Below are 20,958 nucleotides of genomic sequence, written 5' to 3' on the forward strand. Positions count from 1 at the left end.
CGCAGACTCCTGTCAGGAACAGATCTAAAGGTTGGGCCCTCGCTGGGACCCCTTGGCTCATGCGTGGAAGTTGTAGAGAGTTGCGGGCGTTGGTCTCGGCGATCTTCTGGCGTCTTGGTCGGGGATGTCGGCCAACGACTTCGCGAGGAGCTCGCGGGTGTGGGATCGAATCGACCGGGTCGATCACGGGGCGAGCGGGAACCGGAACAGCCGCTCGGCATTGCGGTAGGTCATCAGCTCCACCTCGTCGTCCGGCACGCCTGCGAAGCACTCCGCGACAACCTCCTGGCAGTCCGGCCAGGTCGAGTCGGCGTGGGGGTAGTCGGTCTCGATCATGATGTGGTCCACACCGATCTGGTGGCGGTTGATCATGGTCGAGCGGTCGTCGAGGCTGCAGAAGTAGAAGTTGTTCAGCAGCCGCTCCGCGGGCGACAGCTCGTCCTTCCAGTCGTTGTCCCACAGGTCTGAGGCGCGCCCCTCCATGTAGCGGAGGCGATCGAGCATGACTGGCACCCAGCCGAAGCCGCCCTCGGCAAGGGACACCTTCAGGTTGGGGAACCGGCTGAGGATGCCCGACCAGAGGAGCTCGGTGCACGCGACGAGCAGGTTCACCGGGAACAGGGAGACCTGGATCTGCTTGGAACCATCGTTCACCGGACGCGGAACCCAGCGACCCGATCCTGCGTGGATGCACACGACCGTCTCGGTCTCCTCGCACGCGGCGAAGAACGGGTCCCAGTGCCTGGTCTCCTGCAGGCTCGGATAGCCCACGTTGATCGGGTACTCCGGGAAGGTCACCGCCCGGAACCCACGCGCCGCGTTGCGTCGGATCTCCTCCGCGGCGATCTTCGGGTCCGGGAGCCACGGCAGCTGCAGCGGGACGATACGTCCCGGATACGTACCGGCCCACACCTCGTGGTGCCAGTCGTTCCACGCCCGCACCGAGGCAAGACCCACCTCCGGGTCCTTGGTGTCGGCAAAGACCACCCCACCAAAGCCAGCGATCTGTGACGGGAAGCAGACCGAAGCAGCAATACCAGCCACGTCCATGTCCTCGATCCGGGCGTGGATGTCCCACGTGCCCTTGCGGATCTCATCGAACCGCACCGGCTCGGCGTTCCACTTCTCCTTCGGCAGACCAGCGATCGCATTCACCGCGATGTTCGGGAAGACCTTGTCGTCATACACCCACGCCTGCGCACCGTCCGGCTTCGTGATCACCTTCGGCGCCCGATCCTGCAGCTTCGCAGGAAACCGCCCCTCGAACATGTCCGGCGGCTCACACAAGTGATCGTCCACCGAGAAGATCTTGAACTGACGCTCCTGCTTCACCTCTGTCATGATATCCAGGATACACGTTTCCTGGATATCTGCCTAGGCTTTCGGTCCGAGGGAATTGGGTCCAAGCCATACCGAGGACGCGGCAGAGCTGCCCTGCGGGGCCGGTCCACCACTGCGCTCACCTCGCCACGAATCCGGGGCAAGGCCGGTGCTCGTCCGCGCCTGGACGTCAGATGCCCGAGAGGTTCACACGATCGACGTCAGCCGCGGGATACGCTCGATGATCATCGCATCGCCGGCACTCCCGAAGCCCTCCGAGGCCAGAATTCCTAAGCGGCCCCCGGTCAGCTCGAGGGCGGAGAGCGCGGTGGCCAGGGAGCGCAGTCCGTCAGCAGGGCCTACATGTCCCAGGCCGATCGAGCCGCCACGCGGGTTGAACCGCTCGGGGTCGGCGTTGAACTCCCGGCGCCACAGCACAGGGATCGGGGCGTACGACTCAGCGACCTCATAATGATCGAGGTCGTCGGCCTGCAGACCGCTCTGGATCAGTAGCGAGCGGGCGGCCTCCACCGGGCCGCAGTTCGGAGAGCCGGCTCGGTGGGGATTCTCCGCGATCCCGAGGATCCGCGCTCGCGGCCGAAGCCCTAGGCGGGCGGACTCCCCGGCGCGCACGAGGATCGCCGCCGCGGCGCCACTGGCGGGCTGGCTGACATTGCCCGAGTTGAGGTGCCACCCGATGGACGGGTACTTCTCGGCGAACTCAGGGTCGTAGAACAGCGGAGCGCCGTCGCTTGGCACAGATGGACGCAGAACAGTCTCGTCTGCCGTGACGACTTGGCACGTTTCGTCCCACTTGACCGCTGGGACGATCTCGTTGGCGAACTCACCTGCCAGGGCCACGTCGCGGGCGCGCTGCCGGGACCGCCGAGCGTACGCATCGAGGATTTCGGGCTCCATGCTCCACGTGGCCGCCACCAACTCGGCCTTGACCCCGCGTCGCGTGGACCGCGCCGCGGCGTCCACACCGCCTTCCCCGGTCACGCCCAGGACCAGGACGACGTCTCGAGGACCCGCCGCTCGCACACCCTCATGAATGACTGCCTGCAACGAGCCCCGCGTCGTGTCAGGTGCTTCCACTCGAACCTTGACTCCCGCGATCTCGCACGCGAGGCGAGCAATGTCGGCGTAAGCGGGCCCACCACCGACGAGAACGCGGGTGATATCCCCAGGCCTGAGATGGGTCCGGTCCAACATGGCCGCCACGACCTGCGCCAAGAGATCGGCGGGTCGGATGCCGGCCAGGACGCTGCCCGGCTCTCGGAAACTCAAGGGTGACCGCGCGACGTCTGCGATGACGGCGTCGATCTCGTCCGTGCACGTCGCCACTGCCCCACTTGCAGCCACCATCTTGGCCACCCCTTCCGCACTGTCCGATCCGTCCATGGTAGAGCGGATCGGGCATACCGTCTACTGGATCCCGGATTCTTGTTTCCGGTTAGGTGCGGCACTGTCTCCTATAACTCGTGACGGTCGCGAGCTCGCGAGTGCTCGTCAGCCAGCCGCTGGAGGGACTCGGTCAGGATCCGTTTTGCGTGCGGCGACAGGGGCTCGAGGAAGTCGTTCTCGGCCTCATCCACGGAGACGGCGGCATCCGCCAAACGACGCTCGCCCTCCTCGGTGAGCTCCAAGGTGACGATCCGTCGGTCAGTGGACGAACGGAGTCGACGTACCAACCCCAGGTCCTCCAGCTCGTCGACGATCTGCACCACCGTCGTACGGTCGATGTAGAGCCGCTTCCCGACGTCGCGCTGCGAGCGATGGGGCACCGTGCCGATCAAGCGCAACACGGTGTACTGCCGTCCACTCAGGCCGTGTCCGGCCAGAGCCTGGGCGTGCCGGTCGTGGAGCAGGAGCTGGGTGCGCGTCATGGCGAATGCGAGGAACCCCAGCTGGACGGCGAAGCTCTCCTCGCCGCGCTCATCGGTCGGTTCCTCGACTACTACGCGGGCGTCGGAGGTCATGGCCCGGATCTTACCGGCCCATCATGGACTCTGATGGTCAGTGATGCTGACGATCTGGGCAAGTATGGCTCACACCTGACTTGCGGTCATCGGCTCACCCAGAGGCACCGTCGCGGGCAGTTCGGCGAGGCCCCGGTTGCCGCCCAGCAGGCAACGCACCTCGTGACGGCCGTCCGGCACGAGCTCAGGAACGACCTGCGTGCACCGATCCTCCCGGTGGGCGCAGCGTGACGCGAACGCACACCCTGACGTGCCGACTTCCTGGTTGCTGAGGGGCAGCGGGCTCGACCTCGCCCGCCGCCGGCTGGTGTCCGGCGTTGGCACGGCCGCCAACAGTGCTCGGGTGTAGGGGTGCCGCGGACACTCGAACAGCTCAGCCGTGGGTGCTGCCTCCACCACGCGTCCGCGGTACATCACGACGACCCGGTCGGCGATGAGCCGCACCAGGGAGAGGTCGTGGGTGATGAACAGATAGGCGACGCCGCGCTCCTCCTGGAGGTCAGCGAGAAGGTTGACCACCTGCGCGCGGATCGAGGTGTCCAGGGCCGCGACCGGCTCGTCACAGACGATGAGGTCAGGGCCCGTCGCGATCGCGCGCGCGATCGCAATGCGCTGCAGCTGGCCGCCGGAGAACTCGTAGGGGTACCTGTCGAGGTGGTGGACGTCCATACCCACGCGGCGAACGAGCTCGAGCACCCGCTCGCGCCGCTCGTCGCGCGACAGGTCGGTATGCACAAGGAGGGGCTCGGCAACCGCGTCGCCGACCGTCATCGTCGGGTCGAGGGACGAGTAGGGATCCTGAAAGATCATTCGCATCCGCGCCCGCAGACTGCGCAGTTCCTTGCGCGAGCACTCCGTCAGGTCGATGTCGTCGAAGACGACACGGCCCTTGTCGGGGTCGATCAGGCGGAGGGCGATCCTGCCGAGCGTCGACTTTCCCGCTCCGGACTCACCGACGACGGCCACCGTCTCGCCACGGCGGACGACCAGGTCGACGTCCTGAACCGCGTGGAACCGGCCGGTCGCGCGTCCGAGGAGGTTGCGCGAAGTCACGTAAGACTTCTCGATCCCCTCGACACCGAGCACGACCCGCGCCTCTTGGTCATCGCTCTCGGTGCGTCCGGGCGCGAGGTCCATGCCCGGAGCCGCGTCCTCCGCAGTGACCGCTCGATCCGTCGCCGTCATCGAATACCCTCCAGAATAAGTTCACCAGAACGCGTGCAGCGAACTGCGCCGTCCTCATGACGAGTGAGCGGAACAGCGTTGCCGACACAGCTGTCGTCGCTGTAAGAGCACCGTGCCGCGAAGCGGCAGCCCGTGGGCCACGCATACGCCGGCGGCACACTGCCCGGGATCGCGATCATCCGGCTCTTGTGCGCCGCCGAGTCCGGCAGCGAGCGGATGAGACCCTCGGTGTACGGGTGGCTCGGGCGCGTGAACACCTGTTCCACCGCTCCCTCCTCCACGACCTGACCCGCGTACATGACTGCGACGCGGTCGCTGGTCTCGGCCATCACTCCGAGGTCATGGGTGATGAAGAGAATGGTGAGAGCCATCTCGTCCTGCAGAGTCCGCAGCAGAGCCAGCACCTGTGCCTGCACCGTCACGTCCAGTGCTGTGGTGGGCTCGTCCGCGATGAGCAGGGAGGGCCGCGGGGCAAGCGCCGCGGCGAGCATCACCCGTTGACACATTCCCCCACTGAGCTCGTGCGGGTATGCGTGTGCCCGGCGCCGGGCATCTGGGATCTCGACGAGTTCCAACATCTCGACGGCGCGCTTGCGCGCATCCTTGCGGCTCACACCCTCGTGTGTCCGGACGGTCTCGGCAATCTGCTCCCCCACCGTGAAGACGGGATCGAGGCTGCGTCGGGCCTCCTGGAAGATCATGGCGATCTCAGATCCCTGAATCGCCCTCATCTCGCGTGGACTGACCGAGGTCAGGCCGGTGTCGCCGTACCATATCTGGCCGCTGACGACTCGACTGATCCGTCGGTCGAGTAGGCCCATCACCGCAAGCGAAGTGACGGTCTTGCCAGAGCCTGACTCACCGACGAGTCCGAGCGTTCCACCCCGCGGGATGCTGAGCGAGACGTCCTCGAGCACCCGAACGGGTCCGCGTTCCGTCGAGAATTCGACAGACAGGCTCTCGATCCGAAGCACCTCGTCCGTGGGGGCCGTGGGCGGCGTGGACGGCGCATTGTCGGTAACAGCGGTAGACATCCTCAAGCTCCTCGTGTGTCGCGGCCAAGGGCGTCCCGGAGGCCATCGCCCAGGACGGAGAAGGCGAAGACGGTTACCGTCATCAGCACGGCGGTGGGCACAATCAGCGCGGGCGCCGTGTGGATGACGTTGAAGGCCTCGCGCAGCATCGAGCCCCAGCTCGATGTCGGAATCTGCACGCCGAGACCGATGAAGCTGAGACTTGCCTCGGCGGTGATGACGTACCCGATGGTGAAAGACGTCTGGACCAACAGGGGGCCGCTGGCGTTCGGCAGCACGTGCCGCAGCAGGATCCGCGGCGTGCTGCAGCCGTCCGCGCGCACCGCCTCGATGTATGTCTCGTGCGCGACCGTCTGGGCTGCGCTGCGCGCGACCCGGTAGAACCGCGGCGCAAAGACGATCCCGATAGCAACCATGGCGTTCGTCAGGCCAGGCCCGGCAACACCGACGATCGCCAGAGCGAGGATCAGCGGAGGCAGACTCAGCAGACCGTCCGCAATGCGACTGAGCACGGAATCCGTGGTTCCGCCGGCGTATCCGGCCAGCAGGCCAAGGGGCATCCCGAGAACCGTGGCCACGGCCAGACCCTGGAACGCTGCCAGCAGGGTCACGCGAGCCGCGAAGACGAGTCTTGCGAACACGTCGCGACCCACGGGGTCCGTGCCGAGCCAGTGCGCGGCGCTCGGCCCTTGCAGGCGATCCCCGAGGACCTGAATATTCGGATCCTGGAGCGGCAGCAGTCCGGCTGACGCGGCGACGACGATCAACACCAGGATGTAGACCAAGGCCACCACCGCACCACGGTTGCGACGGAAGCGTCGCATGGTCCTGCTCTGACTCCGGCTCCGACCACGTCGGGAACCGGCCATAGATTGGGCCTGCGCGACAGCACTCATGAGGAGCTCCTCAAACGTGGGTTGACCACGGTCTCGATCAAGTCAGTCAGAAGGTTGATGACGATGACGGCCACGGCGGACACCAGGACGACGGCCTGGATGAGCGGCAAATCATGTCGAGTGACCGCGCTGAACGCGAGGCTGCCGTACCCGGGAATGGCGAAGACCTGCTCCACGATAACCGCGCCGCCCAGGATCCGGCCGATCTGGAGGCCGAGAACCGTCAGCACCGGCGGGGCGGCATTCTTCAAACCGTGCTTGAGCAGAATCCGACTGGGCTTCAATCCCTTGGCTCGCTGGGTGCGGATGTAGTCCTGCTCGAGCACGTCCACCAACGCGCCGCGGAGCTGGCGTGCGACCTCAGCGGCCGAGGGCAGGGCCAGGGCGAGCCCTGGAAGGATGAGGTGGGAGAGCCATCGGCTCACTCCCCCCTCAGCAATGGAAACGTATCCGGTTGCCGGAAACGCCCTGACGGTCAGGACAAGTGCGATAACGAGCAAAAGACCGAACACGAACGGTGGTATCCCGATGAAGAAGGAACCGACCGCGGTGACGGCGCGGTCGACGTATCCACCCCGGCGTACCGCGGCCGCCATTCCAGCGGGAATGCCGATGAGCACGACCAGGATCATGGCCACGAATGCCAGGGACAACGTCAGTGGTAGCGCCTCGCCGATCATTGACGCCACGCTCTGCCCGGCCACCAGTGAGTCACCCAGGTCACCACTAGCGAGGCCGCCGATATAGTCGCCGAAGCGCTCGATCAACGGCTGGTTGAGCCCGAGCGCCACCCGGACCTCCTCGATCCGCTCCGGAGTGGCGTTGTCGCCCGCAACCTGCGCCGCCGGGTCGCCGGGGGTGGCCTCCACCAGGAGGAACGCGACCAGGGCCACGACGGCGAGGACCGGGGATGCGAGTAGAACCCGCCGGACGATCGCCGCAATCACGAGCCACCGCCCGCTCGTCGTGTGGTCGAGCCGATGGCGGTCCGGCCCCCGGGGGGCACTGGTGCGCTCATGCTCCTCGCCGGGAGCGCGCACCGCTCGTCGTTGACGCTGCTCGGCATGAGACTTCCTTCTTCCCTAGAGGTGGTGGGACTGGCGGTTCCCGTCAACGGGACACTGGGAACTGGCGAGCAGGGCGTCGGGGAGTCCGTCATCAAGAGCTTCAGCTTTCGCGTTGACGACGTCGAGCCAGCGCGCCGCAGATCCGCAATCCTGGATACACCATAGGTGCGTGTGACTCGCATTACAAGCCCTTCGCTCTGACCGAAATTCAGGATTCACGCGCCCCATGGGTCTTGAATGCAGGATACACTTTTACTATGAACGAACTCGACACATCCTTCAAAGCCCTCGTCGACGAGCCCGGAGATGGCAAGCTCGCACTGATCGCGGGCGGCTCCAGCGGCATCAACTTGTCCATCGCGCAAGGCCTGGCGAGGCAAGGCTCGCGCGTCGTGCTCCTCAGCCGCTCGGCGGACAGGCTCGAGGCTGCGGCCAGGTCGATCAGCGAGGAGGGCGGATGGGTCGAATGGTTCTCCGCCGACGTCCGTGACGCCGAGGCGGTGGCCGCAAGCGTGGAGTTGTGCGCGCGGCGGCACGGGCCGATCGACGTGGTGTTGTCAGGTGCGGCGGGCAACTTCTTGGCGCCTGCCGCCGATCTGTCCTCCAACGGATTCCGGACGGTTGTCGACATCGACCTGACTGGGACGTTCAACGTGTTCCGTCACAGCTACCCGCACCTGCGCCGTCCGGGCGCCGTCCTGATCGCGATCAGTGCTCCCCAAGCCGTCCGACCGATGCGCAACCAGGTGCATGCAAGCGCCGCAAAGGCGGGGGTCAACATGTTGGTGAAGAATCTGGCCCTGGAGTGGGGGCCGGAGGGCGTGCGGGTCAACGCGATCTCGCCCGGCTTCATCGCGGAGACGGAGGGGACCGCGCGCCTGATCGACACGCCGCAGAAGAAGCAGGCCCTGCTCGAGTCGATTCCGCTCGGGCGTCTCGGTCGAATGACCGAGATCGCCGAGCTCACCGAGTTCCTGGTCAGCGACCGGGCGGCGTACATCACCGGGAGCGTCATCGAATGCGACGGTGGTCTTCTCGTCGCCTGACCAGCCTCGGTCCGGCTGTGGAGGCGCAAGTGCGGACCTCGAGCGTCTCCCCGTTGTCAGCGACGACGCCGCAGGGCTGCGGACACGTCCTCCACCGCGACCACGTGGGCGGGGTTGCGGGCCAGCTCTGCCTGGGCGACCTGCTCGCGCGCAAGCGCATCGGTCAGCGAGGCCCGGTTCTCTGCCGCGTCCAAGAGCGTGCGGGTTGCGCGCACCGCTGCCGCCGCGTCGACGAACCGCCCGGCGACTGCCATCACCTTCGGCATCAGCTCGTCCTCGGGCACCACCGCAGACACCAGGCCCCACGACTTCGCATCGTCGGGGCTCACGGCCTCCCCTGTCAGGAGGACCTGCCGCGCGCGGCCCCAGCCGATGACCCGGCCCAGGAGCTCCGACACACCGCAGTCGGGGGCTAGGCGCAGGTCCAGGAACGCTGGGACGAAGCGTGCCGTGGAGCTCGCGATGCGGAGGTCGCAGGCAAGTGCCAGCCCCAGGCCGCCGCCCGCGCACACCCCGTTGACGGCCGCGACCACGGGCTTGGGGTGGCAGGCGAGGCGCACCAGGAGCGGACGGTACTCGGTCTGGAGCGTCTGGGTCGCGGTGGTGGCGTCGAGCTTCAACGCGCGCCGGTGCTCATGCAGGTCCTGACCCGCGGCGAACACACGGCCGGTTCCGGTGAGCACCGTCGCCGCCACTGACCCGTCGGTCGCGACCTCGTCCAAGACTTCTATCAGTCTCAGCCTCGTCGAGCTATCGATGGCCGGCCGTTCCATCCTGACGACCGCCACACTGCCCACGACCTCCAATGTCACGCTGGGGGCAAGGTCCACCTCCGTGAGAGAATCCTTCGAGAGGCGCTCGCCCGCAAGCACGTGATGTCCGGAGAGAGGGTCGTTCAAAACTGCACGCCCTCTTTGACGACGGTCTCACCGTCGATCTGGATGGTGACGTCCGGGATCAGCCCGTCGAGGTGCAGGTCGCAGACGACGTTTCCGCCGTAGCCGTTCGCACTGTCCCCCATCGCGATGTGGGCCGTGCCTTGGCGCTTCTTGGCCTCCGTGATGTCCGAGACCAGTCGGGCCTCGGGGTTGATGCCGATCCCGAGCTCGCCGATGTTCTCGGCGTTCTCGACGTTCTTGACGATTCGGCGAAGGCGTTCCGCGTCGTCGCCGCCCTTGATTTCGCGCACCAGTCCCTTCTCGACGGTCCAGAGAATGGGTTCGGCCACGCCATCGACGTCCGTCATGGCGACCTCCACCACCACCGTCCCCTGCGAAGTGCCTTCGACCGGCGGCAGCGACACCTCGCCACCAGGCCAGGCGGTCGTCTCGCACGGGTTCGACGCGATTCCGGTGAGCCAGCCCACGGCGGACCTGTCGGCGATCGACATCGTGATGTCCGTGCCGTTTGCGGCGGTCACGTGAGCGACGGAACCCTCGGTGAGAATCTTCCGCAGGCGGGAGGCCGGCTCGCGCAGCTCCCACAAGTCGTACTGCATCGCCCCGTCGGACCAGCCGCTCTCGTGCGGGGGCGAGTTCAGCACGCCTCGCACACCCGCCTCGATGGCCAGCGGCTTGAGGCTGGAGTGATAGGGCGACTTGCTGCACGCGCTGATCACGACCTTGGCCGCCACCACGGCGTCGAGCACGGACCGGGGAAGGTCCTCCCCGCTCGTCTTGCGGGGCGAGAGTTGGATGATGACCGGCTCGGCGCCTACCGCTAGCACGGCTTCCTGAAGAGCTTGGGGGATGGACGGCGAGGTGAGGTTGTCGACCAGGATGACGACCTTCTCGCCTGGTGCGACGACGAAGTACTTCTCCACCGCCCTTTTCGCAATTGCCCTGATACGTTCCTGCGCCGTCGTCATGTGACCACTGTTCCTATGGTGGCTGCACCCTGCATGCGGTTGGACTCGGTACGACACAGCCGCGCAGCAGGACTTCGCGCGACCACGACCCGGTCTAGATGTCGAGGGTGATCGACGGTGTCCTGGCCCGAGAGACGCAGATCATCATGACCTCGTTTGCCGCCCGCTCGTCGTCGTCGAGCACCGAGTCGCGGTGGTCGGGGATCCCCGCGAGCACGCGAGTCTCACAAGTACCGCAGACGCCTTCCTCGCAGGAGGTGAAGACCTCCACGCCGGCGTCCTCCAGGGCTCGGATGATCGAGGTGCCGGGTGGCACCGTGACCGCGACGCCTGAGGTCTCGGCAACGACCTCGAAGCTGGTCTCCGGGCCTTCGTCCAGCGTCCTGGGGTCGGCGGCGAACCGCTCCACATAGAGCGCCCTCCCACTCTCGCCGCACAGGTCGCCGAGCGCGTCCAACAGGCCGGAGGGGCCGCAGGCGTAGATGGCGACCCCCGCGTTCGCGGTTGTCACCAGCTCCTTCAGGTCCAACATCCCCGTCGTTTCCTCGGGCTGGAGAGTCACCCTGCCGCCGTACGTCCCGAGGCGGTCGACGAAGCAGAACCGATCCGCGCTCCGAGCACCGTAGACAAGACGCCACGGAACGTCCTTTGTCTCGGCGGCGGCGATCATCGGGAGGAGGGGCGTGATGCCGATGCCGCCGGCGATGAAGAGGTACTCGTCCGCCTGCCTGAGGGCGAAGTGGTTGCGCGGTCCCCGGACCTGGACGGGGAGGCCGGGACGCGCATACTCGTGGATCGCGCGAGATCCGCCCCGTCCGTCCTTCTCACGCAGGACCGCGATCCGCCAGGTTTGGCGATCGTCCGGGTCACCGCACAGCGAGTACTGCCGGGTGAGCCCGTCGACAGTGACGTCGATGTGGGACCCTGGCGTCCACTCGGGCAGGTCCCCTCGGTCGGGATCGGTGAGCGTCAGCATCAGCACGTCTGTGGCGATCGGGACCGCGTCTGCGACCACCAGGTTCAGCTGTGCCGCCTCAGGCTGGTCGTTCACTGGCTTGACCTCCGTCATCGTCATTGGTTGTCCGCTCTCGCTGCCGTGGATGGTGTGATCCGTGCGTTCCGTCGAAGCTCGAGGCCCTCACAGCCAGGGACTGATGGACTTCCGCTAGGCCCGGGGGTGCGAGGTCAGGAGCTACGGCGCCGACGGCCGCCAGGTTCCCGCTGTCGCACCGCCGTCGACGTTGATCGACTGACCGGTAATGAAGCCCGCGGCATCGGTGGACAGCCAGGCGACGACCTCGGCGATGTCAGAGGTCGTCGCGATTCGGCCGAGTGGGACCTTCTTGGCCCGCGAAGCCAGAAACTCCGCGTCCTGGGAAAAGCGCCCGTTGCGCGCTGTCGGGGTGAACGAGGGTCGCACGGCGTTCACCCGGACCCCCGCGGCGCCGTATTCGAGAGCTGCGACCCGGGTCACGGCCTCGAGGGCGGCCTTTGCGGCTGCGTAGGGCGCAACCTGCGGCGATCCGTCCACGACAGCCCCAGAGGAGATGTTCACGATGGATCCCCAGCCGCGCTCCACCATCCTCGGCCCAATCGACCGCATCAGGCGGACTGAAACCCGCAGGATCAGCTCGAGCTGGAGGTCCCAGTCCTCGTCCGGCGTCTCGGAGAACAGGGTTCGGCCCTGTCCGGGCGCCGCATTGTTGACGAGGATGTCGACGTCGGCGGCGGACCGACCCAGCTCCTCCACCGCTTCCTTGTCAAGAAGGTCGACCACCTGCGTCTCGGCCTCACCGCCGGCCTCGAGGATGGTCGACTTGACGTTGGCGAGCCCCTCGGCGTCGTCGGCGGCGAGCAGGAGCGACGCGCCCATCGAGGCAAGATGCACGGCGATGCCCTCGCCGATGCCGCGACTGCCCCCGGTCACCAGGGCGCGTCGACCGGCCAGCGGACTGTTGTTGGATGACATCAAGACCTCGTTCTGTCGGTACCGTTTGTTTGATCTGCTGGCAGGTCACCGGCCGGTGTAACGAGGAGGCTCACTGGCCTCTTCGCTACGACTGCTCCGGGCGACCTGCGTGTCCTCCATGGTCTGGAGGTAGTAGCCATACGCCCGTTCCAGGTCGTAGAACTCCGAGACGGCCATCGCCTTGTTCACCATGTGCCTGGCGAAGGACACTGCGACCGGGGGCTTCTTCGCGAGCTCGACGCCGAGGTCGATCGCGCGCTCCAGCGTCTGGTCGACCGGAACGATCTCGTTGCACAGCCCAAGCGCGTGGGCCTCCTCAGCCGGAACACGTCGCGAGTTGAGGATCATGTCCATCGCGCGGTGCTTCCCGACCATGCGGGCCAGGTAGACGGCAGCGCCCGCGTACGGCGTCTGGCCGACCGTCATCTCGAAGCTCCCGAAGACGGCGGACTCCCCGGCGATGATGAAGTCGCAGGCCTGAGCCAGCTCCCAACCCCCGCCGAGGCAGTATCCGTTCACGCCGGCGATCAAGGGCTTGCGGAAGTTGTGGAGCGTCTCCCACATCTGCCCGTAGGCATAGCCGTAGGCCAGCCGCATCGGCGGGGTGTCCTCGTCGTCCTGGGCGTGGCGGGCCGGCCGGTGAGTACCGAGGTTCGCGCCAGCGGAGAACGCACGCCCGCGACCGAACAGCACGACGGCGCGCGTCACGCGGTCTCGGCCGAAGTCCAGCAGCGCCTCATTGAGCTCGGCGAGCGTTGTTCGCGCATCCGTGGGATTGAGCCTATCGGGGTCGTTGAGCTCGATGATCCCGACCTCGCCGCGCCTCCAGGACACGATCGTCTCGAATGGTTGCTCCACTGCGCACCAACCTCCATAACAGAATCCTGGATCCATAGTGTAGCACACAGGACACACCGACATCTCCCGTGCTCGGGAGACGCGGAGTTAGGGCGTGTCTGACAAACATGTGAAGCGTTGTGCACGATGATGTTCGGGTGACTCGGTTTCAGGTGTTGTCGGATGCGCAATGGGATGCGATCGCGGAGCTGTTGCCGGCGCGTACGGGTCGGCGTGGTCGTCCCTTCGCCGATGCCCGGTCGATCGTCGAGGGCATCATCTACCGGTATCGGTGCGGGATCGCCTGGCGCGACGTCCCGCAGGTGTTCGGCCCCTGGCAGACGATCTGGACCTGGCATCGACGGCTTGCCGGTGACGGCACTTGGGATCGGGTGCTCGAACGGCTTCTGACCGCGGCCGACGCATCCGGAATGATCGACTGGGCGGTGTCGGTGGACTCGACCATCGCGCGTGCCCATCAGCACGCAACGAACGTCACCCGCCACACAGGGGGCTGGATCGAATTACACGAATCCGCACCTCGAGCCGCCTGACCACGCCGTCGGCCGCTCCCACGGTGGCCTGTCGACCAAGATCCATCAACTCGTCGACGGTCACGGGTTACCCCTGGTGGCGCCGGGGCAGTCGGGCGAGTCACCAGCTTTTCCCTACCTACTCGCACACCTGCAGGTACCGCGTGCCGGCGGTGGGCGTTCCCGCACCCGCCCGGATCGAGTCCGGGGCGACAAGGCGTACTCCTCGCGAGCCCACCGCGACCTACTACGCCGCCGCGGAATCGGGGCGGTGATCGCGGAACCGGACGATCAGGCCGGACATCGGCGCCGGCGGGGTTCACGCGGCGGCCGCCCGCCAGCATTCGACCGTGACGATTACCGGGGTCGCAACATCGTCGAACACCGGTTCTGCCACCCGAAGCAATGGCGAGGACTGGCCACGCGCTACGACAAACTCGCCATCGTCTACCGAGCCGCAGTGGTCCTTAACGCCGTCATCGCCTGGACCCAACATTTGTCGGACATGCCCTAGCCGCCTGCGCGGCGAACGGCGAACCGCGGCGTCCGAGAGCCCTCCAGGACGACGGCTGTGCCGCGGTGGACCAGGTGCATCAGATGGGCCATGGTCTCGTTCACTGCCGAGAACAGGACGTAGCCGCCGTACTGCTCCCACGGGCGGGACCACGTGAGCTTGGCAGCGATGTCCCACGCGGTCGCGCCGGGCGACATCCGGAGAGCGCACACGACCTCCGCCAACCTGCCCTGGTGGTGAGCAGTGATCTCTGCGGCACGCTCGGCGGCTCCCCTGAATCGCCACTCATGAGCAGGGAGCACCTCGTAATCCGCGTCGAGGCTCACCCGCTGCAGGGAGTCGAGGTAGTCGCCGAGCGCATCCTGCTCGGGTCTGCGATCCGCTGGGACATTGGGGCTGATTCGTGGCAACAGATGGTCGCCGGCGAAGAGCAGGCCGGCCGCGTCGTCCACGAAGCAGACCTGGCCCGGCGTGTGGCCTGGCACGTGCACGGCGCGGAGTTGCCGCCCTGGCACGGCCAAGACTTCCGAGTGGGCGACGTATCGGTCGGCTCGCGCCGCACGCTGACGGCGTCCCCACGTCGATTCCCGGGCATCCATGACCCGGGTGACCTGATCGGGGGTCGCGCCCAGGTGCCGCATCCACTCGGACTCCACGCGCCGCGCGACCTCTGGCTTCCGGTAGTGCGGTGCCTCGATGTGCTCGGCGTCGGCGGGATGCATTCCGAACCAGGCGCCACTCTCCTCGATGATGCGACGTGCCAGGCCGATGTGATCGAGGTGGTTGTGCGTCGCCAGCACGCCGCTCACGTCGCCGGCTCCAGCCCCCAGAGCGCCCAGTCCCGAGAGAAGAGCCTGCCAGCCCTGCTCGCTCTCCCAGCCCGCGTCGATCAGCACGACCTCTCCCCCGGCGACGAGGGCATAGACAGTCACGTGACTGAGCGAGGAGGACGACATCGGGATCGGGATCGACCAGACTCCCGGGCGCACCTCCTCCACAGGCGGCAGCTGTCGCTCAGCTCGTCCGGCGGGCTCTTGCGTCCCAGTCGTCCCACCTCGGCGGTTCACTCATCCAGCATAGCCGAATCCTGGATTCAGTGTCGAACGCCCGTGCGTGGATCCTCGCGCGTTCGGCCGAGGCGCGGACGGATCCGGCCGAGGGTCGACAATTGTCAGCGTGAGCCGCGGCCGGCGAGCGCGAGGAATTCGGCACGCGAGGAGGGGTCGTCCTTGATGACACCGCGTAGCGACGAGGTCGTCGTGATGGCGCCGGGCGCACTGGCGCCTCGGAGCGTCATGCAGAAGTGCCCTGCCTCGATCACGACGCCGACACCGCGGGGCTGAAGACGCCGCGGGGCTGAAGACGCTCGTCAAGGATGGACGCGACCTGGGTCGTGAGTCGCTCCCGCGTCTGGGGCCGGCTTGCGAAGTGGGCCACCACTCGAGCCAGCTTCGACAGTCCGCCGATGCGCTCCGCGGGCAAGTAGGCAACGTGGACCCGACCGATGAAGGGCACCAGGTGGTGCTCACACACCGACTTCATCGGAATGTCCCGGACGAGGACCATCTCGTCGTACTCCTCCGCGTTGTCGAAGGTGGTCATCTCGAAGTTCACGGGCGTGAGCAGGTCGACGTACGCCATCGCGAGCCGACGCGGATTTCGGGCAAGGTCCGGGGTGGCAGGATCGCTCGGATCGATACCCAGAGCCAACATCATCGCCGCGGCCGCTTGCGTTGCCGTTTCGATGTCGCGCGGAGGCGCCGTCACCTCCGCCCGCGCCACCGCTGGAAAGGCAGTCATTGGCGTTGTGTTCCCTGCGTTTGCCGAGTAGTGATCCACTATTCCAGGATGCAGGATACTGGAATGGCGCGTCGATGCTCAGTTCGCTCGGTTGACGCGACGCGGATCCACCCGGGGAGGGGGCACACGGCGTTGAGGGCCCGCAGAGTCAGCGGGCGTTCTTCTCCCGCCACGCGATGACGTCCTCCGCGTGCTTGATGAAACGTGCGACGTGCTTGCACGCGGACTCCTCTGCCGCCTCCGGCCGCTGCTTGACGATCGCGTCCAAAATGCGCTTGTGATCAGCCTTGTCCTGACGCCGCAATGCCTCTCGCGCCTTGTCGAACGCCTTGTGACCTTCATCGTCGAGGTTCCGCATGATCAGGTTGTGGGACGAGATCCGAACGAGGCGACCGAAGTCCTTGAGCTGACTGTTCCCCGAGGCCTCGAGGAGCAGGAGGTGCCACTCCATGTGCGCCTGACTGAATGCGACGATGTCGAGGTTGCCGTCGGTCGTGGCGCGCTCCATCGCGGCATCTGCGGTGCGCATGCGCTCCAGGAGCTCCTCTGGGACCTCCCTGGAAGCGGCAAGACGTGCAGCGAGACCGTCCGTCACCTCTCGGACCTGGAAGGTGTCGCGAAGCTGCTCCACACCCAGCTCCGCCACCTCGACGGTCTTGTTGCCGTTCGAGATCCGAACAAGGCCATCGCGCTCCAGTACCCGGAATGCTTCACGCAGCGGCGTACGGCTCACGCCCAGACGCTGGGCGAGCTCGATCTGCAGCAGCTGGGTGCCGGCGGGGATGTCGCCCTTGATGATCTGCTCGCGCAGGAGATTAGCAATATCGTCGGCAAGCCGCTCGCGCGGTGAGATGCTGGGCAACACCGAGAGCGACGCTTCGACTGAGTTCACTTTGCTGCTCCTATTGGACGCGCCACGCGGGGGTCGACGAAGACGAGTTGTCCCAATAATACAGGATGCGGCATTCACCGTACATCTAGACGGCGCCGGCGCCCCGACCAGGCTCGCCCTGGTGCGACTGCCTCTTGGGGCCACATGCGTGGCCCCAAGAGCGCAGGTCAGACGCCCTGAGCGACTCCGAGGGTACGCACATCGATCACGCTGGAGAAGTGGCTGAATGTCATCTTGCCGATCCCCATCACGTCGGCCCTGGCCAGGATGACGCCCGGTACGCGCACCGCGGGCACGTGCACCGGCTCCTCAGCCATCCGGCGGGACAGGTCTTCGAGTGCCTCGGCCCGCTTGGGGTCGTCGAGCCCGAGCTCCAGCGCGGCCTCGGCCGCCTTGACCAGCTCGGGGTCGGATCCTCCGGGGTTGTATGGGCCGAGGATGTTCTCCTGCAGGAAGAAGCCGGGCTCGCCCCGCACGTCGAGCACGGAAGCCAGCGCGTCATACTCGCCCGTGATCCAGCTCGGGCGAAGGTCAGCCGGATCGGGTATCTGGACATTGAAGGTCACGCCGACCTTCGCCAGCTGGTCCTGGTAGATCGTCGCCAGCGTGCGCCCCGGCTCCGATCCGGTCGCCAAGGCGTTGATCGTCAGGGCCGGATAGCCGGCCTCGGCGAGCAGACGTCGCGCCTCATCGGGATCATAGGCATTCTCCTCGAGCTCGGGGACGTGCCCCGGCAAGCCCTCGAAGAAGAACTGTCCGGCTTCGGGCCCCCCGCCGTCGAACACTGCCTCGTTGATCGTCTTGCGGTCGAGGGCCAGTCCGATCGCCTTTCGGACCCGCGGGTCGTCCAGCCCGGGGGTCTTGGCGTTGAGGAAGATCCCATAGATGATTCCCTGGAAGGAGTCATCGCTGACGAACTGTCCCGAGTCGAGCAACGGCTGGTAGTACGCAGCGGAGCTGGGCTTGAAAGGCGCGAGGTCCACCTGACCGCTTTGCAGCGCCGCGAGCCGCGCGTTGTCGTCGGGGATCGACACAGTGGTGACCCGTGCCAGCCGGGGCGGGTTCTCAGTGTCCCAGTAGTCATCGTTGCGCTCGTAGGCCACGCGGTCCTGGCTGATGGTGACCGCCTTGTAGGGGCCGCTGCCGGCGGGAGCTCGAGCCAGATCCGTGCCGGCGGCGAGCGCCTTGCCGCTGATGATCGCTCCGAGGGTGATGTTGGTGGCCAGCGAGTAGGCGAACATCGGCGTCGGCTTGCTGAACTCGATCCGGACCGTGTTGTCGCCCTCGGCCTGGATGTCGCTGACGTCGCTCATCAGGTGCTTGGCCGTGGAGGTCTCCAGCGTCCTGGCCCGTTCCAGGTTGGCCGCGACCACGTCCGCATCGAGTTCGCTGCCGTCATGGAACCGGACACCCTCGCGGATGCTCAGGGTCAACTCGCGCAAGTCCTCACTGAACTTCCACTGCGACGCAAGCATCGGATGCAGGTTGAACTCATGATCGAAGCTGATCAGGCGGTCGTAAACGGTCGACAGGTACCCAGAGTCGGACGTGACGTTCTTTGCCCGGTGTGGATCGAACAACGGCACTGGGCCGATCTGGGAGACCGTCAGCTCGGCAGAGAGATCTGCAGGGCGGTCGTCGCCGCCCCCGGCGCCTCCCGGCTGCCCGACATCGGGCCCAGCGCAGGCAGAGAGAACGAGAGCCACGGCCGCAAGGGGCAGCCCTCGTTTGAAGATGGAACGCATCGAGGGTCCTCACACTTTCAATGAGGTGGATCCGGAGGATGAGCGAATGCCACATCCTGGATTCAGGCTACCTCTTTGTGACGCCCGACACAACACTGCACGATTGGCTGCCCGGGCACCCCGGCGTCCGACACCCGGAAGTCTCGTGCGCCCGAAGGACCTCCTGATCGCCGCCCGCATGGTCGACCCTACCGGCGCGGGGCGCGGCATCGCCGCGCGGCGGGTGCCCGGGAAGCCGACGGCGCGCCGAAAATGCGAGACGGGGACGGCCGGCCCGCCGGCACCCCCGTCCGCGTCGTCACTTGGTGATGCCGTACCGGTCCAGGCGGTAGCAGCTGATCGCGTTGCCACGCAGAAGCTGCCACGTCTCGTGCTCGCTGAGGTCAGCGGCCGTGACGAGCTTCTCCGCCATCTGGCGACTGTACGGGTAGCTGGTGTCGCCGTGCGGGTAGTCGGTCTCGAACATGATCTGGCTCATGCCCACGCGGTCTCGGACCTCGAGCCCGGCCAGGTCGTCGAAGATGCAGCCGTAGATCTGGTTCATGTAGGCGCTCGGCCGTTCCGGCACGCGCAAGCGCAGGTCCTTCTCGAAGAGGTGCCCGAGCTCCCATTCGTTGTCCAGGCGCCCAAGAACGAACGGGATCCACCCGACCTGGCTCTCGCTCAGTGCGATCCGCAGCTTGGGGTGCCGCGGCAGGATGCCCGACGCGAGCCAGTCCATCATCGTTCCCAGCGAGTTGAGGAAGCTCAGCGACTTCCCCACCAGCGGCGGGGCGTCAGGGGCGGTCGTGGGCATCCGGGACGAGGACCCGATGTGCATGTTCACGACGACGTCATTGTCCTCGCAGACCGCCCACAGCGGGTCCCAGTAGCCGCTGTGGATGCTCGGCAGGTCCAGGTGCGCCGGGTTCTCGGAGAACGTGATGGCGTGTGCGCCCTTGGCGACGCACCGCTCGACCTCGGCGATGGCGAGGTCGACATCCCAGAGTGGGATGAGGGTGACGGGGATCAGACGGCCGTAGCCGTCTCCCGCACACCACTCATCGATCATCCAGTCGTTGTAGGCCTGGAGGCACAGGAGCGCGAACGCCTTGTCGCTCCGCTCCTTGAACGTCTGCCCGCAGAACCGCGGCATCGTGGGGAACATCAGCGCCGCCTCGATGTGGTTCTCGTCCATCGCCGCGAGACGCGCTTTCTGCTGCCAGACGCCCGGGTCCGCCTCATCGAAGGTAACCGCGACTTTGTACAGGGTGTTGGCGAGCTTGCCGACCTGGACCTGACCGGCAGGGAGCGCCATTCGCAGGTCCTCGTAGACCCAGATGTCTGCCCACCTCGCTTCAGGGTGGTCGTGATCCTCCTCGACCGTGAAGCCGTACTGATCCACCGCCATCACCCCCTTGACCCGCTCCACTCGGGGAGCGCGATCGCGGTACTTGGCGGGCAGGCGGTCAATCCAGACGTTGGGAGGTTCGACCACGTGGTCGTCAACAGAAATGATCAGGGGAGTCGTCGTCATGATTGTCAGTGTGATAGATGATCGGAGTCGCTGTCAATAACCTAGATCCTGGATGTAGGATGAACGCACCTTACGAAAGGGAGACCATGACTCGCCCCCTGATCCTTGTCATCGGCGCCGGCCCCGGTGTCAGTCGTTCTGTCGCACTCCGCTTCGCGCGCAAGGGATACGACGCCGCACTGGTCGGCGTGGATGCCGCGCAGCTGGCCGCGCTTACCGACGAGCTTGCGGACGTCGGCGCGAGGGTGAACTCGCTCGAGATCGACATCACCGACACTGATCGCGCGCTACCGGCTCTTCGGGAACTCCTCGAAGCGGTCGGCCCAGTCGACGTACTCCACTTCAACCCGAGCGCCTACACCGAGCAGGGCCCGGCGGAGCTGTCCGCGCAGCAGTTGCTTGTCGATGTGGCCCTTGGGGTAGGGGGACTCCTGACCGCACTTCAGGCAGCGCGGCCAGTGATGTCTCCTGGGGCCCGGATCACCGTCACCGGATCGATGGCCGCGGACCAGCCCTGGCACGGAGCGGCGTCGCTGGGCGTGCAGAAGGCCGGAGTCCGGAACCTCGTCCAGAGCATCGACGCTGCGATGTCCGCCGACGGCATCCGGGCCGTCTCGGTGACGGTGTGCGGGATGCTGCGCCCCGACGGTCCATTCAGCCCCGATCGCGTGGCGGAAGCCATCTGGGATGCGGCCCACCAGACTGAGGAACGCTGGCGGACGGAAGTTCGCTATCAGCCTGCATCCGACGCGTGA

Annotated in this window: 19 protein-coding genes and 1 pseudogene; 3 read left to right on the forward strand and 17 right to left on the reverse strand. The window is 66.6% G+C overall.

Translation table 11 applies throughout. The features are described from left to right. Window positions 1–183: 183 nt before the first annotated feature. The 7 genes from GFS60_RS33150 to GFS60_RS33180 form a co-directional block, all read right to left on the reverse strand. On the reverse strand, window positions 184–1,341 hold the full coding sequence (locus tag GFS60_RS33150) for an amidohydrolase family protein (protein ID WP_159928603.1): 1,158 nt from the start codon (window positions 1,339–1,341) through the stop codon (window positions 184–186). A gap of 186 nt (window positions 1,342–1,527) precedes the next feature. Beyond that, on the reverse strand, window positions 1,528–2,688 hold the full coding sequence (locus GFS60_RS33155; RefSeq protein ID WP_159928605.1) for a steroid 3-ketoacyl-CoA thiolase: 1,161 nt from the start codon (window positions 2,686–2,688) through the stop codon (window positions 1,528–1,530). A 107-nt stretch (window positions 2,689–2,795) separates the two neighbouring features. Further along, a complete protein-coding gene (locus GFS60_RS33160; RefSeq protein ID WP_159928607.1) occupies window positions 2,796–3,302 on the reverse strand; it encodes a MarR family winged helix-turn-helix transcriptional regulator in 507 nt (168 codons plus the stop codon). 69 nt (window positions 3,303–3,371) lie between these two features. Beyond that, the gene (locus GFS60_RS33165; protein ID WP_236603623.1) at window positions 3,372–4,487 is read right to left on the reverse strand and encodes an ABC transporter ATP-binding protein; all 1,116 of its coding nucleotides are present in this window, start codon (window positions 4,485–4,487) and stop codon (window positions 3,372–3,374) included. Then, a complete protein-coding gene (locus GFS60_RS33170) occupies window positions 4,484–5,521 on the reverse strand; it encodes an ABC transporter ATP-binding protein (RefSeq protein WP_159928609.1) in 1,038 nt (345 codons plus the stop codon). Before GFS60_RS33170 ends, GFS60_RS33165 begins: the two co-directional genes overlap by 4 nt. 2 nt (window positions 5,522–5,523) lie before the next feature. Continuing rightward, a complete protein-coding gene (locus tag GFS60_RS33175; RefSeq protein WP_159928611.1) occupies window positions 5,524–6,345 on the reverse strand; it encodes an ABC transporter permease in 822 nt (273 codons plus the stop codon). A gap of 68 nt (window positions 6,346–6,413) precedes the next feature. After that, the gene (locus GFS60_RS33180; RefSeq protein ID WP_236603624.1) at window positions 6,414–7,457 is read right to left on the reverse strand and encodes an ABC transporter permease; all 1,044 of its coding nucleotides are present in this window, start codon (window positions 7,455–7,457) and stop codon (window positions 6,414–6,416) included. Between the two features lie 284 nt (window positions 7,458–7,741). Here GFS60_RS33180 and GFS60_RS33185 point away from each other — a divergent pair, with 284 nt between their 5' ends. Further along, the gene (locus GFS60_RS33185) at window positions 7,742–8,530 is read left to right on the forward strand and encodes an SDR family oxidoreductase (RefSeq protein ID WP_159928613.1); all 789 of its coding nucleotides are present in this window, start codon (window positions 7,742–7,744) and stop codon (window positions 8,528–8,530) included. A gap of 56 nt (window positions 8,531–8,586) precedes the next feature. Here the strand turns inward: GFS60_RS33185 and GFS60_RS33190 are convergent, their stop codons facing one another. The 5 genes from GFS60_RS33190 to GFS60_RS33210 all read right to left on the reverse strand — a co-directional run bounded on the left by GFS60_RS33190 (window position 8,587) and on the right by GFS60_RS33210 (window position 13,224). Continuing rightward, on the reverse strand, window positions 8,587–9,429 hold the full coding sequence (locus GFS60_RS33190; protein ID WP_159928615.1) for an enoyl-CoA hydratase/isomerase family protein: 843 nt from the start codon (window positions 9,427–9,429) through the stop codon (window positions 8,587–8,589). Then, window positions 9,426–10,397, reverse strand: coding sequence for an aminopeptidase (locus GFS60_RS33195; protein ID WP_159928617.1), 972 nt, complete (start codon window positions 10,395–10,397; stop codon window positions 9,426–9,428). Before GFS60_RS33195 ends, GFS60_RS33190 begins: the two co-directional genes overlap by 4 nt. Window positions 10,398–10,491: 94 nt before the next feature. Next, the gene (locus GFS60_RS33200; protein ID WP_236603625.1) at window positions 10,492–11,448 is read right to left on the reverse strand and encodes a PDR/VanB family oxidoreductase; all 957 of its coding nucleotides are present in this window, start codon (window positions 11,446–11,448) and stop codon (window positions 10,492–10,494) included. Between the two features lie 141 nt (window positions 11,449–11,589). Continuing rightward, window positions 11,590–12,366 (reverse strand): SDR family NAD(P)-dependent oxidoreductase, encoded by a 777-nt coding sequence (locus tag GFS60_RS33205; protein ID WP_159928621.1) that lies wholly within the window; start codon window positions 12,364–12,366, stop codon window positions 11,590–11,592. A gap of 45 nt (window positions 12,367–12,411) precedes the next feature. Beyond that, complete coding sequence (locus tag GFS60_RS33210; protein WP_159928623.1) at window positions 12,412–13,224, reverse strand: enoyl-CoA hydratase/isomerase family protein; 813 nt, start codon at window positions 13,222–13,224, stop codon at window positions 12,412–12,414. Between the two features lie 137 nt (window positions 13,225–13,361). Between GFS60_RS33210 and GFS60_RS33215 the strand changes: the two genes are divergently transcribed. After that, window positions 13,362–14,250 (forward strand): IS5 family transposase gene (locus GFS60_RS33215; RefSeq protein WP_159928625.1). Its coding sequence is split into 2 segments (ribosomal slippage): window positions 13,362–13,712 and window positions 13,714–14,250, totalling 888 coding nucleotides; the frame shifts between segments, so codons are not numbered across the junction. Here GFS60_RS33215 and GFS60_RS33220 read toward each other — a convergent pair. The 5 genes and pseudogenes from GFS60_RS33220 to GFS60_RS33240 all read right to left on the reverse strand — a co-directional run bounded on the left by GFS60_RS33220 (window position 14,247) and on the right by GFS60_RS33240 (window position 20,203). Further along, window positions 14,247–15,182, reverse strand: a complete 936-nt coding sequence (locus GFS60_RS33220) for an MBL fold metallo-hydrolase (RefSeq protein ID WP_159928627.1) — start codon at window positions 15,180–15,182, stop codon at window positions 14,247–14,249. The genes GFS60_RS33215 and GFS60_RS33220 overlap by 4 nt on opposite strands. A 239-nt stretch (window positions 15,183–15,421) precedes the next feature. Further along, a pseudogene (folE, locus tag GFS60_RS33225) lies at window positions 15,422–16,050 on the reverse strand (GTP cyclohydrolase I). Window positions 16,051–16,198: 148 nt separating this feature from the next. Then, window positions 16,199–16,942 carry a GntR family transcriptional regulator gene (locus GFS60_RS33230; RefSeq protein WP_159928629.1) on the reverse strand — a complete coding sequence of 248 codons (744 nt, stop codon included), beginning with the start codon at window positions 16,940–16,942 and terminating at the stop codon, window positions 16,199–16,201. A 167-nt stretch (window positions 16,943–17,109) separates the two neighbouring features. Continuing rightward, complete coding sequence (locus tag GFS60_RS33235; protein WP_159928631.1) at window positions 17,110–18,687, reverse strand: ABC transporter substrate-binding protein; 1,578 nt, start codon at window positions 18,685–18,687, stop codon at window positions 17,110–17,112. Between the two features lie 298 nt (window positions 18,688–18,985). Continuing rightward, the gene (locus tag GFS60_RS33240) at window positions 18,986–20,203 is read right to left on the reverse strand and encodes an amidohydrolase family protein (RefSeq protein ID WP_159928633.1); all 1,218 of its coding nucleotides are present in this window, start codon (window positions 20,201–20,203) and stop codon (window positions 18,986–18,988) included. 86 nt (window positions 20,204–20,289) lie between these two features. Here GFS60_RS33240 and GFS60_RS33245 point away from each other — a divergent pair, with 86 nt between their 5' ends. Then, entirely contained in the window at window positions 20,290–20,958 is a 669-nt protein-coding gene (locus GFS60_RS33245; RefSeq protein WP_159928635.1) for an SDR family NAD(P)-dependent oxidoreductase, read from the forward strand.

This window comes from Rhodococcus sp. WAY2 (genome assembly GCF_009859915.1).
GTDB lineage: Bacteria > Actinomycetota > Actinomycetes > Mycobacteriales > Mycobacteriaceae > Rhodococcus_F > Rhodococcus_F oxybenzonivorans.